The sequence below is a fragment of the Acinetobacter sp. P1332 genome, assembly GCF_044057475.1.
Classification (GTDB): Bacteria; Pseudomonadota; Gammaproteobacteria; order Pseudomonadales; family Moraxellaceae; genus Acinetobacter; species Acinetobacter johnsonii.
On sequence record NZ_CP171157.1, the window covers coordinates 1 to 15,071 of the forward strand.

11 protein-coding genes and 1 pseudogene are annotated in these 15,071 nt (G+C 41.8%); 9 read left to right on the plus strand and 3 right to left on the minus strand.

The annotated features are described in order from the left end of the window. The 5 genes from dnaA (at position 1) to ACFN7Z_RS00025 (ending at position 6,799) form a co-directional block, all read left to right on the plus strand. Positions 1-1,380 (plus strand): chromosomal replication initiator protein DnaA, encoded by a 1,380-nt coding sequence (dnaA, locus tag ACFN7Z_RS00005; protein ID WP_004697428.1) that lies wholly within the window; start codon positions 1-3, stop codon positions 1,378-1,380. Positions 1,381-1,490: 110 nt separating this feature from the next. Further along, on the plus strand, positions 1,491-2,639 hold the full coding sequence (gene dnaN / locus ACFN7Z_RS00010) for a DNA polymerase III subunit beta (protein ID WP_395442313.1): 1,149 nt from the start codon (positions 1,491-1,493) through the stop codon (positions 2,637-2,639). Positions 2,640-2,654: 15 nt separating this feature from the next. Next, positions 2,655-3,737, plus strand: coding sequence for a DNA replication/repair protein RecF (recF, locus tag ACFN7Z_RS00015; protein ID WP_279699878.1), 1,083 nt, complete (start codon positions 2,655-2,657; stop codon positions 3,735-3,737). 52 nt (positions 3,738-3,789) lie between these two features. Further along, complete coding sequence (gyrB, locus tag ACFN7Z_RS00020) at positions 3,790-6,261, plus strand: DNA topoisomerase (ATP-hydrolyzing) subunit B (protein WP_178905112.1); 2,472 nt, start codon at positions 3,790-3,792, stop codon at positions 6,259-6,261. Between the two features lie 169 nt (positions 6,262-6,430). Next, positions 6,431-6,799: a hypothetical protein gene (locus tag ACFN7Z_RS00025; RefSeq protein WP_005401770.1), complete on the plus strand. Its 369-nt coding sequence runs from the start codon at positions 6,431-6,433 to the stop codon at positions 6,797-6,799. A gap of 640 nt (positions 6,800-7,439) precedes the next feature. Here the strand turns inward: ACFN7Z_RS00025 and ACFN7Z_RS00030 are convergent. Then, positions 7,440-9,380 (minus strand): ATP-binding cassette domain-containing protein, encoded by a 1,941-nt coding sequence (locus tag ACFN7Z_RS00030; protein WP_279699881.1) that lies wholly within the window; start codon positions 9,378-9,380, stop codon positions 7,440-7,442. 250 nt (positions 9,381-9,630) lie between these two features. Here ACFN7Z_RS00030 and ACFN7Z_RS00035 point away from each other — a divergent pair. The 4 genes and pseudogenes from ACFN7Z_RS00035 to erpA all read left to right on the plus strand — a co-directional run bounded on the left by ACFN7Z_RS00035 (position 9,631) and on the right by erpA (position 13,537). Next, positions 9,631-10,585, plus strand: a pseudogene (locus tag ACFN7Z_RS00035) (putative solute-binding protein). Between the two features lie 254 nt (positions 10,586-10,839). Further along, a complete protein-coding gene (locus ACFN7Z_RS00040; RefSeq protein WP_058870657.1) occupies positions 10,840-11,850 on the plus strand; it encodes a putative solute-binding protein in 1,011 nt (336 codons plus the stop codon). Positions 11,851-12,081: 231 nt separating this feature from the next. Further along, complete coding sequence (locus ACFN7Z_RS00045) at positions 12,082-13,083, plus strand: putative solute-binding protein (protein ID WP_373430799.1); 1,002 nt, start codon at positions 12,082-12,084, stop codon at positions 13,081-13,083. 118 nt (positions 13,084-13,201) lie between these two features. Then, the gene (gene erpA, locus ACFN7Z_RS00050) at positions 13,202-13,537 is read left to right on the plus strand and encodes an iron-sulfur cluster insertion protein ErpA (protein WP_004697409.1); all 336 of its coding nucleotides are present in this window, start codon (positions 13,202-13,204) and stop codon (positions 13,535-13,537) included. 61 nt (positions 13,538-13,598) lie between these two features. Here erpA and ACFN7Z_RS00055 read toward each other — a convergent pair whose 3' ends face one another. Next, a complete protein-coding gene (locus ACFN7Z_RS00055) occupies positions 13,599-13,973 on the minus strand; it encodes a hypothetical protein (RefSeq protein ID WP_005401765.1) in 375 nt (124 codons plus the stop codon). A gap of 114 nt (positions 13,974-14,087) precedes the next feature. Beyond that, on the minus strand, positions 14,088-14,999 hold the full coding sequence (locus ACFN7Z_RS00060; RefSeq protein WP_395442318.1) for a matrixin family metalloprotease: 912 nt from the start codon (positions 14,997-14,999) through the stop codon (positions 14,088-14,090). Positions 15,000-15,071: the final 72 nt, after the last annotated feature.

Below are 15,071 nucleotides of genomic sequence, written 5' to 3' on the forward strand. Positions count from 1 at the left end.
ATGCTTTGGACGGACTGCTTAACTCGCTTGCGACAAGAGCTATCTGGGAATGTCTTTACAATGTGGATACGCCCTTTAGTTGCAGAAGAGTTAAATGACACACTACGTCTTTATGCTCCGAATCCCTATTGGACACGTTACATTCAAGAACATCACCTAGAATTGATTACAATTTTAGTGGAGCAGCTCTCTGAAGGGCGTGTACGTAAAGTTGAAATTTTAGTCGATTCACGCCCGGGTGCAATTTTATCTGCGAGTGAGCAACCTGCAACGACGACTGCAGCTTTAGAGTCTGCTCCAGCACCTGTTGTGCGTCCGAAAAAAGAAAAAGAAGAAGGGAATTCTAAAAACAGCCGTAAACGCCAGTTAAATCCTTTATTTTCCTTCTCACTTTTTGTGGAAGGTCGTTCAAACCAAATGGCTGCTGAAACGTGTCGTAAGGTTTTAACCCAGTTAGGTGCTTCTCAGCACAATCCCTTATTTTTATATGGCCCGACTGGTTTAGGTAAAACACACTTAATGCAAGCAGTGGGCAATGCCTTGTTGCAAGCCAAACCGAATGCACGTGTCATGTATATGACGGCAGAAAGCTTTGTTCAAGATTTTGTTAGTTCTTTACAACAAGGCAAAGTGGAAGAATTTAAAAAAAATTGCCGATCTTTAGATCTATTGTTGGTCGATGATATTCATTTGTTGGCGGGTAAAGAGGCGAGTTTAGTAGAGTTTTTCTATACTTTTAACGCACTTTTGGATGAATCTAAGCAAATTATTCTGACTTCAGATCGCTATCCAAAAGAATTAACGGAATTAGATCCACGTTTGGTTTCACGTTTTTCATGGGGCTTGTCGGTTGGGGTTGAGCCACCTGATATTGAAACCCGTATTGAAATTTTGCTGAAAAAAGCAGAAAGCAATGATGTGGAATTACCGAGAAACTGTGCGTTATTTATTGCGCAACAAGTGGTTGCAAACGTACGTGAATTGGAAGGTGCGCTAAATAAAGTGGTGGCTATTTCGCGCTTTAAGGGCACAGCGATTGATTTGGATGTTGTGCGTGAGTCATTAAAAGACGTCTTGGCCATTCGTGCACGGACCATCAGTACTGAAAATATTCAACGTGTGGTGAGTGAGTACTTTAGAATCCCACTCAAAGAGTTGGTTGGGCCCAAACGGACCCGTATTTATGCTCGCCCACGCCAATTGGCAATGGGCTTGGCACGTGAGTTAACTGGCGACAGTTTCCCTGAAATTGGTATGGCCTTTGGCGGTCGAGATCACAGTACCGTCATGCATGCTTGTGAAAAAGTTTTAAGTCTGCGCGATGAAGATCCGATCTTCAATGAGGACTATAAAAACTTGCAACGCTTGCTGCAAAGTTAAGCAAAATTGCTCAAATTCTATTCTTGCAATGCGGCATGTTCTGCCGCATAGTACACTGCTAAAAACACATTTATTTATTATTTTATCTTCAGTTTTTCGAGGAATGTATCGTGCGTTTAAAAATCGCGAAAGAAAGCTTACTTAATGTTCTATCACATGTCGTAGGAGCGGTTGAACGTCGCCATACTTTAAACATTCTTTCAAATGTTAAAGTGCAAGTGAGCCAAGCGTCGTTGACGATTACAGGTTCAGACTTAGAAGTCGAATTGGTTGCAAGTACCCCTCTTGCAGAAGGGGCTTGTTTACAAGCGGGTGAAACCACGGTTCCTGCACGTAAGTTGATGGATATTTGCAAATCTTTACCGACTGCAGCACTGATAGACCTACAAATTACTGAAGATCAACGTTGTATCTTAAAGTCTGGTAATAGCCGTTTTGTGTTGGGGACTTTACCCGCTGAAGATTACCCGTTATTGACCACAGAGAACACGCAAGGCACGCAAGTTGCGGTGACACAGCGTGAATTAAAGCATTTATTTGAAAAAACTGCATTTGCTATGGCGGTGCAGGATGTGCGTTTTTATCTCACGGGAACCTTACTTGAAATTGATAATAATCAACTGCGTGCAGTGACAACAGACGGCCACCGTTTAGCGTTATGTGAAACTGTTGCTAGCTCAAATGCAACTCAGCTGATTCAAGCGATTGTTCCACGTAAAGCAGTGGGCGAATTACAGCGTTTATTGAGCATTGAAGATGAACAATTGGCGTTGTTGATTGGTCGTGAACTATTGAATGTGACCATTTCTATTGCCAGCCGTGACAAAGAACAAGGGGATACAACGGTTCGTTTCACCACTAAACTGATTGACGGTAAATTCCCTGATTATCGCCGTGTGATTCCACGTGGTGGGGATAAAAATGTGTTAATTGCACATGATGTTTTTAAGCAATCTTTACAACGTGTTTCGATTTTAAGTAATGAAAAACTACGTGGTGTGTTCTTAAATTTTGCCGCAGATACTTTGCAGCTACGTGCCAATAACCCAGAGCAAGATGAAGCTGTAGAAGATTTGGCGATTCAATATAATAATGCGCCAATGGAAATGTCGTTTAATGCCCAATACATCTTGGAAGTCCTAGGCGCATTGGATGGCGATGATGTGTCAATGACGATGACTGAAGCCAATCAATCGGTTCTGGTACAAGACCCCGCCCACCAAGATCAGACCTATGTGGTCATGCCAATGCGTGTTTAAGTCCTAGGTTCAGGCATGCAAATCACGCGTTTAAATATCGAACGTGTTCGAAATCTCAGAACGGTTGCTCTCCATGGATTGCAACCGTTTAATGTTTTTTATGGACAAAATGGTTCAGGTAAAACCTCAATTTTAGAAGCCATTCATCTGTTGGCGACTGGGCGTTCCTTTCGGACCCATATTCCGAAACACTATATTCAAACCGACACCCAAGACGCGATTGTCTTTGCCCAATCCAGTTCTGAAAAAATAGGGATGCAAAAGCTGTTGTCTGGTGAACAGCTCATCAAGGTCAATGGCGACAACATTGCCACTCAAGGTCAATTGGCTAAAATTCTTCCTTTGCAACTGATTGATCCGCAAAGTACCGATATTATTGATCATGGTGCCAAGCCTAGACGGCAACTATTAGATTGGCTGATGTTCCACGTGGAACCTGAGTTTTATCATGCATGGCAATATTATTCACGGGCATTAAAACAGCGTAATAGTTTACTTAAAACACGACGGAATCTAAGTCTGGCAGATTTGGAGCCGTGGAACAAAATGCTCAGTGATTATGGGGAAATGTTGCATTCGCAGCGCGTCAGCATTGTAGAGCAGTGGAAGGCCTTTTTTGAGCAAGATTTAAAACACCTGCTACCAGATATCGAGGTTCAGTTAGAATATAGCCCTGGCTTTCATACCGAGTTAGGGTTACTGAATGACCTGCAAAGTCACCATCAAAAAGACCTTGAACGGCGCTATACCGAGTATGGTCCACACAAGGCAGATTTACGTTTAAAAACAAGCCTTGGCGATGCCGATGTAGTGCTGTCACGAGGACAAAAAAAGCTGTTAATCATAGCCTTAAAACTGTCACAGATTGCAATGCTACATGCTTGTAATAAGGAAACTGTGGTATTATTAGATGATCTGACAGCAGAATTAGATTTAACAGCACAACAACGTTTAATTGAGCGATTGAGCCAACTGGGTAGTCAAGTTTTTATTACCACTTTAGAGTATGAATCAGTCAAAAATCACTTACATGATTTATCTATTTCTTATCAATTATTCTGTGTTGAAAACGGTCAAGTTCAAGTTGTCGCACAATGATTTTAGATTTTACCCATCACGGGATAGACCTATTTTTCGCTAGGGAGAAACCATGAGTTCAGAAGATCAACAAGCTGCTTCTCAAACGGAACAAACCACAGAAAAAGCTTATGATTCCTCTAGTATCAAAGTATTACGTGGATTGGACGCAGTACGTAAACGTCCGGGTATGTATATTGGTGATACGGATGATGGTTCAGGCTTACACCATATGGTGTTTGAGGTGGTGGATAATGCGATCGATGAGGCGCTTGCAGGTCACTGTGATGAAATTTTGGTGACGATTCACGAAGATGAATCTGTAAGTGTATCGGACAATGGGCGCGGTATTCCGACCGATATTCACCCTGAAGAAGGGGTTTCTGCCGCAGAAGTGATTTTGACCATTCTGCACGCGGGTGGTAAGTTTGATGACAATAGCTACAAGGTTTCAGGTGGTCTACATGGTGTAGGCGTATCAGTTGTGAATGCCTTGTCACGTAAGTTGGAATTGACCATTCATCGTGCAGGTCATATTCATCAACAAGAATATAAACACGGTGATCCTGTTTACCCACTGACTGTTGTGGGAGATACGGATACGACAGGAACAACTGTCCGTTTTTGGCCAAGTGCTGAAACTTTTAGCCAAACCATTTTCAATGTTGATATTTTGGCGCGTCGTTTACGTGAATTGTCTTTCTTAAACGCGGGCGTGCGCATTGTTTTGCGTGACGAGCGTATTCATGCAGAACATGTGTTTGACTACGAAGGCGGTCTGTCTGAGTTTGTGAAATATATTAACCAAGGCAAAACCCATCTGAACGACATTTTCCATTTCACCGTACAGGCTGAAAATGGCATTGGTGTTGAAGTGGCGTTGCAGTGGAATGATACCTATCAAGAAAATGTACGTTGCTTTACCAACAACATTCCACAAAAAGATGGTGGAACGCATTTAGCGGGTTTCCGTGCGGCATTAACGCGTGGTCTAAACAGCTACATGGAAAACGAAAACTTACTCAAAAAAGAGAAAGTAGCCGTTTCTGGTGATGATGCCCGTGAAGGTTTAACCGCGATTGTTTCAGTGAAAGTGCCTGATCCAAAATTCTCTTCACAAACCAAAGAAAAGTTGGTTTCAAGTGAGGTGAAACCTGCGGTTGAACAGGCAATGAATAAATCATTCTCTGAATATTTGCTTGAAAACCCGCAAGCTGCAAAATCAATTGCAGGCAAAATCATTGATGCGGCACGTGCCCGCGATGCGGCACGTAAAGCGCGTGAAATGACGCGTCGTAAAAGTGCGTTAGATATTGCAGGCTTACCAGGTAAGCTGGCTGATTGCCAAGAAAAAGATCCAGCATTGTCTGAATTGTATCTGGTCGAGGGTGATTCTGCGGGCGGTTCAGCTAAACAAGGCCGTAACCGTAAGATGCAAGCGATTTTACCGTTGAAAGGTAAAATCCTAAACGTGGAACGTGCGCGTTTTGACAAGATGATTTCATCTCAAGAAGTCGGCACCCTGATCACGGCATTGGGTTGTGGTATTGGTCGTGAAGAGTACAATCCGGACAAATTACGTTATCACAAAATCATCATCATGACCGATGCTGACGTGGATGGTTCGCACATTCGTACCCTATTGTTGACCTTCTTCTTCCGTCAAATGCCTGAACTGGTGGAACGTGGTTATATCTATATCGCTCAGCCACCACTGTATAAGCTGAAAAAAGGCAAGCAAGAGCAGTATCTTAAAGATAATGATGCGCTTGAAACCTATTTAATTTCAAACGCGATTGATGAGCTTGAATTGCATATCAGTGACGCTGCACCAGCAATCCGTGGTGAAGCTTTAGCGAATGTGATTGCAGACTATCAAACATCTCAGAAGAGCCTACAGCGTTTAACTGTACGTTATCCTGCCAGTGTCTTAGATGCGTTGATTTCGGTTGAAGGCTTTAAGCTTGATCAAAACCATGACCGAGCTTATGTTGAGCAGTGGGCTGAACAAGTGCGCAGTGCTGTGGCAGAGATTCAACCGAGCTTGCGTCCTGAGTTAAGCTTAGAAACGTTTGAAAAAGAACTGGCAGAGGGTCAAAAGATCGAGACTTACTTACCTCGTATCACCATCTATGTACACAATCTGCCGCACAGCTACTTATTAGATGCAGGCTTATTGGGTTCTGGTGAATATGCCCGTTTGTTGAAAAACTCCAAGAGTTGGTTCACGTTGTTGGAAGATGGCGCATACCTACAAAAAGGTGATCGCAAGATTGCAGTTACTAACTTCCATCAGGTATGGCAGCATATTTTATCTGATTCCCGTCGTGGCATGATGATTCAACGCTATAAAGGCTTGGGTGAGATGAATGCGGACCAGCTTTGGGAAACGACTATGGATCCTGAAAACCGCAACATGTTGCAAGTTACCATTCAGGATGCGATTGAAGCCGATCGTATGTTCTCTTGTTTGATGGGTGACGATGTGGAACCACGTCGTGCATTCATTGAAGAAAATGCATTGAATGCGGATATTGATGCCTAAGCGCTTTACAAAATAAGCCAAAAAAGCACCCTACGGGGTGCTTTTTTTTACAGCATTTCTTATGATTTTGAATAAAATATAAGCAATGCACACTGTTATTAAACTGACTTATAGCGATGTCATGATGTGAGTATCAAGTCTTTTGCACAGTGCAAAATGTGAGGTCATTATGATGGATAATCAACTAGAACAAGTACGTGACATTTGGGTGAATGCATTTTTTACGGGCAATTATGAAGTTTTAGCTCAATATGAAGATGAGCATTTTAAGGTGGTCTATGAGCAAGCTGATCGTGTGGAGAGTAACTATACGCGCTATGAAAAGATCGCACATGCTGTGAAAAATGGGGTTTGGAAACCTCAAAAACCCGATGTCGAATTTGAAGAATTTGAGTTTAACCGTGACCAAACACGCTGTCAGGTCTTGATCGGTTTGGTTGAAAATCGCCAACAAATCCAAGAAACATGGGTCTTCGATCAGGGATGGAAAATACAAGAATTACGGTTTTTAAAGGCGCAAAGAGCCGTATTAAATTAAGGAAAAAGAGCGCAAAAAAGAGTATGGATTTGCCTAAAACAACTGAATAAATAAACAACATTAGCCTGTGGATAAATAAAAATAGCACTTTATATCAGTTGCTAAAATACGTATAATTTTATCCACAGTTGCTTTAAGTATGGTTTTTAAATTTAAAACCATACGTTATTTTTTAAATTTAAATCGGATCTTTTAAATTTATTCCCTCTTTTTAAATTCAAAACTTATTGTGTTGAAAGGTGCATGTCTGAACATGATGGATATTCGCTGTCTGTTGTGAAGGTTGTATTTGGCTTTAAGCTGTGAAATGCATGGAAATAGGACTGTATATAATTGAATATTCAATTAATTAAGCTAAATTAAACAATCAAATTTTTTGCTTTTTAAGAATATCTAAACAATAAAAATCAATCAATTTATCGCTTTATTTATTAAGAAATAATTTTAATTTCAATCACTTATGATTTCTTAAAATGCTCAGACTATTTGGGTGCATTTCCTATTGAGTTATATGCATAGACCGAAAAGGCACGTTTTTCGAGATCGATTGGTGTTGCAGCAAAGTAAATCAATCAAAATGGTTAAGACATAAAAATGCCCGCCATGCATAAACAGAGCGGGCAGGGTGTATGAGGAAAGATTATTCGTTTTCGAATGAGCTTTCGAGCTCTTCAAGTTCCATCATTAGCTCTAGCATTTGTTCTTCAGCTTCACTGACTTGGTTTTTAAGTTCGGTTTGCTCATTCATCAGTTTCATGAGTTCATCTTTGCGTGCAGTGTCATATAGGCCAGCATCACCGAGTAAACTTTCAATGTCGAGTAAACGTGGCTGGTGTTTTGCCAGTAAGCTTTCACATTTTTCGATATTTTTACGAATCGGACGCGTTTGTTCACGGCGCTGTGCAGCTAATTTACGCTGCGCTTCTTTATCAACCTTTGAAACCATAGTTTTTTGAGTGCTGACTTTAGACACGATCGGCGCTACGATTCCACCTTGTTTAATCATTTCTAGGCGTGCTTGGCGTAACCAGTTGGCATAATCGTGAAGATCGCCTTCAAATTCGGTGGATTTTCCAGCATGGACTAAAATGAGGTCATCACACACGCTGGCAATCAGTTGGCGTTCATGCGAAACCAAGACCACAGCACCTTCATAGTCTTGTAAAGCCATGGTCAGGGCATGGCGCATATCTAAGTCTAAATGGTTGGTCGGTTCGTCTAGAATCAAGACATTGGGACGTAACCACACGATTAAAGCCAATGCCAAACGTGCACGTTCACCACCTGAAAAGCTCTCGCAAGGGGTATCCATTCGCTCGCCACTAAAGCCGAAGCTGCCTAAAAAGGCACGTAAGGTCGCTTCACTGATTTTTTTATCCGCAATGCGTGCCAATTGCAGCATTGGGCTGGCCGACTCATCCAGTGAATCCATTTGATGCTGTGCAAAATAGCCAATATTCAGCAGTTCTGAGGCTTTGCGTTGTCCTGCCAATAAAGGTAAATCACCGACCAAGGATTTGATTAAAGTTGATTTACCTGCACCATTCATCCCCAATAAGCCAATTCGGCTCGTCGGGGTGATTTGTATGTTGATATTGGTGGCAATCAGTTTATCACCATAACCAATATCAGCCTGTTCTAGAGTGAGCAGTGGTGAACTCATTTTGGTGGGTTCACGGAAGCTAAAGGTAAATGGGGTATCGACATGCGCGGGGGCAAGCAGCTGCATCCGTTCCAGTTGTTTAATTCGGCTTTGTGCCTGACGTGCTTTAGTAGCTTGGGCTTTAAAACGGTCAATATATTTTTGAATATGTGCTCGTGTTTCGAGCTGCTTTTCATAGGCTTGTTGTTGTTGTGCCAAACGTTCAGCACGAGTGGTTTCAAAGGTGGAATAGTTGCCGCTATAGAGGGTGAGTTCTTGATTTTCGATATGTAAAATACGGTTGGTAATGGCATCTAAGAAATCGCGGTCATGCGAAATTAAAATCAGGGTGCCCGTATAGGCATTTAACCAATCTTCTAACCATAAAATAGCATCGAGATCTAAGTGGTTGGTCGGTTCATCCAGTAATAATAGATCCGAACGGCTCATCAGGGTACGCGCTAAGTTTAAACGCATCCGCCATCCACCAGAGAAACTCGAAACCAAGAGTTGGTTTTGATGTTCCATAAAACCCAGACCCGCCATAAGCTGAGCGGCTTTAGCGGGCGCGGAATAACCGTTAATCTCATCGAATCGGCCATGTAAATCAGCCAGTTCAGTGTCAGTTAACTGTTCAGGATGGTTAAGCTGTTGCTGAATGTTCCAATATTCTTCATCACCAGTCAGGACGAAATCAATTGCAGCCATATCTAAGGCTTTTACTTCCTGCGCCATGTGCGCCACTGTCCATACGGCAGGGCGGCTTAGGGTGCCATCATCAGGACCTATCGAGCCTAAGAGCGCAGCAAACAGGGTTGATTTTCCAGCACCGTTGACACCGGTAAGACCAACTTTCCAACCCGGATGGATTTGCATGGAGGCTTTTTGAAATAACACTCGTCCACCACGGCGCAATGAAACTTGATCAAGCTGAATCATGGAACTATCAAATATCAGAAAAAGGTGAGTCTATTCTAATGGATGCGTCAGCAAAAGACTAAACATTCAAAATTTATCTGAACTGAAATCTTGAATAGCTGCTTTTAAGGGGAGGATGAAGCCATTTGACCTGTATTGAGGAATAGCACACAGATATATTTTCCCAGTAAAACAAAAAAATGAATGTATAATATTGAAAATAAAAGTATTTTTTATTTTATCGACGCTAGCACTGTGCGCTTTCTAAAGTATGGTGCAAGCGAAGCGGCAGGTGTGTGTCTTCGACGTACTGGGTAAAGCAGGGGAGTTTAATAAATTTTTAGAAGAATGGGCTTTGGTCAGTAAAAAATGGGGCGCACAGGTACAGTTGATTTCGTTTCAGGACGAAGACTTGGCCGATAAAGCCTTTCAAAATGATAAATGCGATGCGGTGTATATGACCTCGATGCGCGTGCGTACGTATAACAAGTTCGCTGGTTCGATTGATGCCTTAGGCGGAGTGCCAAGCAATAAAATTGCACAAAAGGCCGTGGAATATGTACTCGATCCTCGTAATACCAAGCGCATGACCACCACATTACAAGGTGAAAACTATGAAGTTGCAGGCATTGGCTTAATTGGTTCAGCTTATATTTTTGTCAAAGACCGAAATTTGAATACTATTGAGAAAGCACAAGGTAAAAAATTTGCCATCCTGCATTAGGACCGGGCCCAACGGGTGATGGTAGAGCGAGTGGGCGCTGTACCTGTGATGTCGGATATTTCCAATTTTATAAAAAAGTTTAATACAGGCGAAGTCGATGTGGTTGCTGCACCTGCATATGCCTATAAACCCTTAGAAATTGAAAAAAGGTCTAGGCTCTAAAGGGGCTATGCTTAACTTTCCCGTAGTCAATGTCACTGCAGATTTAATTGTCAGACCCGAGCGTTTTCCTGCTCAATTTGGCGTGCAATCGCGACAATGGTTTTTACAAAAAATCCCGCAATCCTTTGCCATGGTGCATCGACTAGAAGCGGCCATTCAAAGCAAAATCAAAATGCAACTGAGTAAAGAAGATAAAGAAAAATATCAGCGTATGCTACGCGAAGGGCGCATTGATTTAACCAAACAAGGAGTCTATGACTCAGGCATGATGCGCGTGTTGAAAAAAGCCCGTTGTACGGTTGAACGCACCAATTTTGAATGTTCATTAGGCGGTGAATAAGGCGAAAATCTGTATTTCTTTGTAATATTAAGCATCATTCATGTAAAACGGATGATGCAGGCTTTTTATTTTAATAGGATGAATTTCAAATACTTTTACTAATCCTGTGAAAATAAAAATGAGAGAAAAGAAAAAAATTTGCCCAATTGACAGTGATTTTTGAGTAAATGCTCTATTTTTTTAATTTTAACTTGCTTAATATTTTGCATGTGTATGGACACCTGTCAAACAACAAAACGAACAAGGACACAAGAATGAAAAAATTAACCCTCGCACTCGCTGCTTTTTCTGCTTTTGGTATGGCGTCAACAGCACAAGCGGCTAAAGTGGACATCTGTGTATTTGACTTGCTTGGCAAATCCGGTGAGTCGTATCAAATGGCGCAAGAATGGGCTTTGGCGGCAAAAGGCTGGGGGGCTGAAATTAATTTGATCCCTCGTCAAGATGAAGCAGTTGCCGACAATGACTTTAAAGCAGGCAAGTGTGATGGCGTGTTTATGACCGCTATGCGTGCGCGCCAGTACAATAAATTTGTCGGTTCTATTGATGCATTGGGTGGTGCTCCAAGCAATGCCATTGCACAACGTGCGATTACTTTTGCATTGGATCAGCGTAATGCGGCCAAAATGGTGACCAATCTTAGCGGTAAAAAATATGAAGTGGCAGGGATTGCACCTTTAGGTTCAGCTTTTATTTTTGTACGAGATAAAAGTATTAATTCCATTGAAAAAGCGGCAGGTAAAAAGTTTGCAGTCTTGGGCTATGACGATGCCCAAAAAATCATGGTACAACGCGTCGGTGCGCAAGCGGTGATTTCCGATGTGTCTAACTTTGTGGCGAAGTTTAATAATGGTCAAGTTGATATGGTCGGCGCACCGGCTTATGCTTATAAACCTTTAGAAATTTATAAAGGTTTAGGCACGAACGGCGCTATGTTTAACTTTCCTGTACTACAAGTGACAGCTGACTTTGTGATTCGCCCAGATCAATTTCCAGCAGGCTTTGGACAAAAATCGCGAGATTGGTTTGTGAAAAACCTACCGAAAAGCATCGCGATGATTGGTCGTTTAGAAGCAGGCATTCCTGCAAAATACAAAATGAATCTTACAGCAGAAGACAAAACCAAATATCAAAAAATGCTGCGCGATGGCCGGATGGATATGACCAAACGAGGCATCTATGATCCAGCAATGATGTCGGTCTTGAAAAAAGCCCGTTGCTCGGTGGATAAAGCCAACTTTGAATGCTCACTGGGCGGTGAGTAATTTGCCGAGTGTAATCAAAGAAAGCTCAGTTTAAATTGAGCTTTCTTTTTTGCTTTTAATCGACCGATTTAAATGGCCTTGAAGCGGCCAATTTGTATAGCGCGTAGGAAATGAGTGGTTTTGAACCGAATGAAGTGTCATTCGGGGCATTAAAAAATAACAAAGAGCACAAGTGAATGGCTCATCACAATAAACAACAATAAGTCAAAAGGAAGATGTATGAAACAGTGGATGAAAAGCCTCAGTGTCGGGACATTAGTCATTTCTGCAACAGCGATGGCGCAAGCCAAACAAGTGGTTTGTGTATTCGACTTGGTCGGTAAAAATGGTGATGTGTATAGCCTGATGAAAGATTATCAGTTGGCGGCTAAAAACTGGGGTGCGGATATTGAACTGCGGGTCGGACAAAACGAAGCGGTGATTGCTGAGGATTTTAAAGCAGGAAAATGCGATGCCATTAGTGTTACAGGCATGCGCGGGCGTCAATTTAATTCGTTTACAGGCTCACTCGACGCAATTGGTGCGATTCCCGATCTCAATTTAGCGGTTAAAGTGATGCAAGGCTTGGCCAGCCCAACTTTTGCTAAACATATGGTCAATGGTAAGTACGAGGTCGCAGGTGTGATTCCTGTGGGGGATGCCTTTTTATTGGTGAATGACCGTAGCATTAATACCGTGGCGAAAGCCGCAGGCAAGAAAATTGCGGTTTTAGACTATGACCAAGCGCAAAAAGTCATGGTTCAACAAATTGGTGCACAAGCTGTGAGTGCTGATGTCACGAACTTTGGTGCAAAGTTCAATAACGGTCAAGTCGATATTATTGGTGCACCTGCAGCGGTTTTTAAGCCCTTAGAGTTACATAAAGGCTTGGGGACGAAAGGGGCGATTGTAAATTATCCGATTTTACAGGTCACAGGCAATATCATTATTCGTCCAGATAAATTTCCTGCAGGTTATGGACAAAAATCACGAGAATGGGTCAAAGGCCAGCTGCCGCGTGCATTCGGTATCTTAGGTAAAATGAAAGCTGAAATTCCGCAAAAATATTGGATGCAGGTGCCTGCTGCAGATCAACCCGGTTATCAAAAGATGATGCGGGAAGCACGAATTGATCTCACCAACCGCGGTATTTACGATAAGCGAATGATGAAACTGTTATGGCAATTCCGTTGTAAGCAAGCGGCGAAAAACTTTGAATGTGGACTACAGGATGAAAATTACAAACAATCTTGAGAAAATTAGTCTGATTTGACTTTAAATATTCAAATAGGGACCATATATTGAGTATGCTATACTTGAAATATGGTCTTTTTGATTTGAAAGACAGCTGAACCGAACTGAGGAATCTAAGATGAATGCCCAAGCACTTGAACTAAGCGACAATGCCGCAAATAAAGTACGTCAATTACGTGACAGTGAAGGTAATCAAGATTTAATGCTTCGTGTATATGTCACGGGCGGCGGTTGTTCAGGTTTTTCTTATGGTTTTAACTTTGCTGAAAACCAAAATGAAGACGACGCAGAATTTATCAATGGTGATGTGAAAATGTTGGTTGACTCATTGAGTTATCAATATTTGGTCGGTTCAGTGGTGGATTATATTGAAGGTTTAGAAGGTTCACGTTTCATCGTGCAAAACCCAAATGCAACAACGACCTGTGGTTGTGGTTCATCTTTCTCGATCTAAACCTGATCTGATTAAAAAAGCCCTCATGATGAGGGCTTTTTTTATGTGCAATCATTCGCTTTCAATCGAGTTTAATCGCATCGAGTAAGTCAAAAATAATCGTGGTGACATCTTGGCTTAAGTCACGGTTATTAAAAACTTCATAGGCAGTAATGGTGACATCAGTGTCACTCGGTAACAGTTTCTGTTCTTCTTCAATCAAGTCATTGATTGGTAAAAGCGTCTGTTTCACTTCCAGATGTAAAACATCCTTAAACTCTAAATTTTCATCTTCAAGTTCTAACAGTTGCTCATTGAAATAGGGCAATAGAATAGAATGGAGATAAGGTTGAATCTCAACAATATCAAAGATTTCGATATCACGAGTTTCTTCAATCGTACTGATGTGGTCATTTACTTCGATTAAGATATGGTAGTAACTCACATTCGTCTCCAAAGCTTCTAGTGGATATTCAATTATTTACAATAACACGAACCCGAGTCAAGATGTGCTGTGATTGTATTTCATACACATATTAAAATTAGGGGATTTTTTTAGCAATTCATCATTTCAACGGGCATTAAACAATGCAATATCGGCACTTTGTAAACTAAAATGCTGCATATCTTGCTCTTCTAGCATTGGGTACATCAGGGCTTTCGGATCATTATGATGTTTCATGCCGAGGGCATGGCCAAATTCATGCGCTAAAGTCAGACGTAAGTCTTCTTTGGACTCAAACTCATAAATATGAATTTCACGCCCATTGAACAGTCCTTTATCGAATAATCGAGGTTGAAAGCGTTGGTTGAACTGGTCGATGGCCAGATTATGGCCTTGATCTAAACGATTCAGTTCATCCACCTTTTGATTGTAGGCATTTACTTGCAGGTTAAAGCTGGCAATTTGTTGGTCTAAAACGTGTTGCTGTTGACGCAGCTGTACCAAACTCTGTTGTACGGCCGCTTGCTGCGAAGCAGGGACTCCGCCGTGCTGGTTATACTGACGGATCATGGCATTATAGTTTTGGCTAAGTTCCTGTAGACTCTGTTTTTGCACATCTAGGGCCCCTGAGTGACGTGCCAGATTTTGTTGCATGGCTTTGAGTTCAGTATTTTTTTGACTCAGCCCTTGTTCATTTTGTGTCAGTTTAGACAGTTGATCGCGGCGTTGTACCGACTCATCTTGACGTTGGTCATAAATGAGTCGAATACTGAGCCGAGCATTGGGGTCATATACAAAGTAATCTTGGCCCAAACCCTGTTTCCAAATATCCGTGGCTTGCTGGCTAATCTGCTTTAACTCATGTTCATTAAGACCAAAACGCGGATCGACTTCCGCAATGCGATAGCGAATACGCTGATCGAAAGGATGGGTGAGTCGATCCAGCAGGGGATTGAGACGCAGCTGAGGCTGTTGCATATTTTGATACAGAATCAAACCTAAAAAGCCCAGCAAAGCAAACAAAAGACTTTGATGCATATTTCATTCATATATCTTTATTTTTAGCTACTTTAGCGTAAAAAATACCTTTGCAACATAAAAAATACGTCT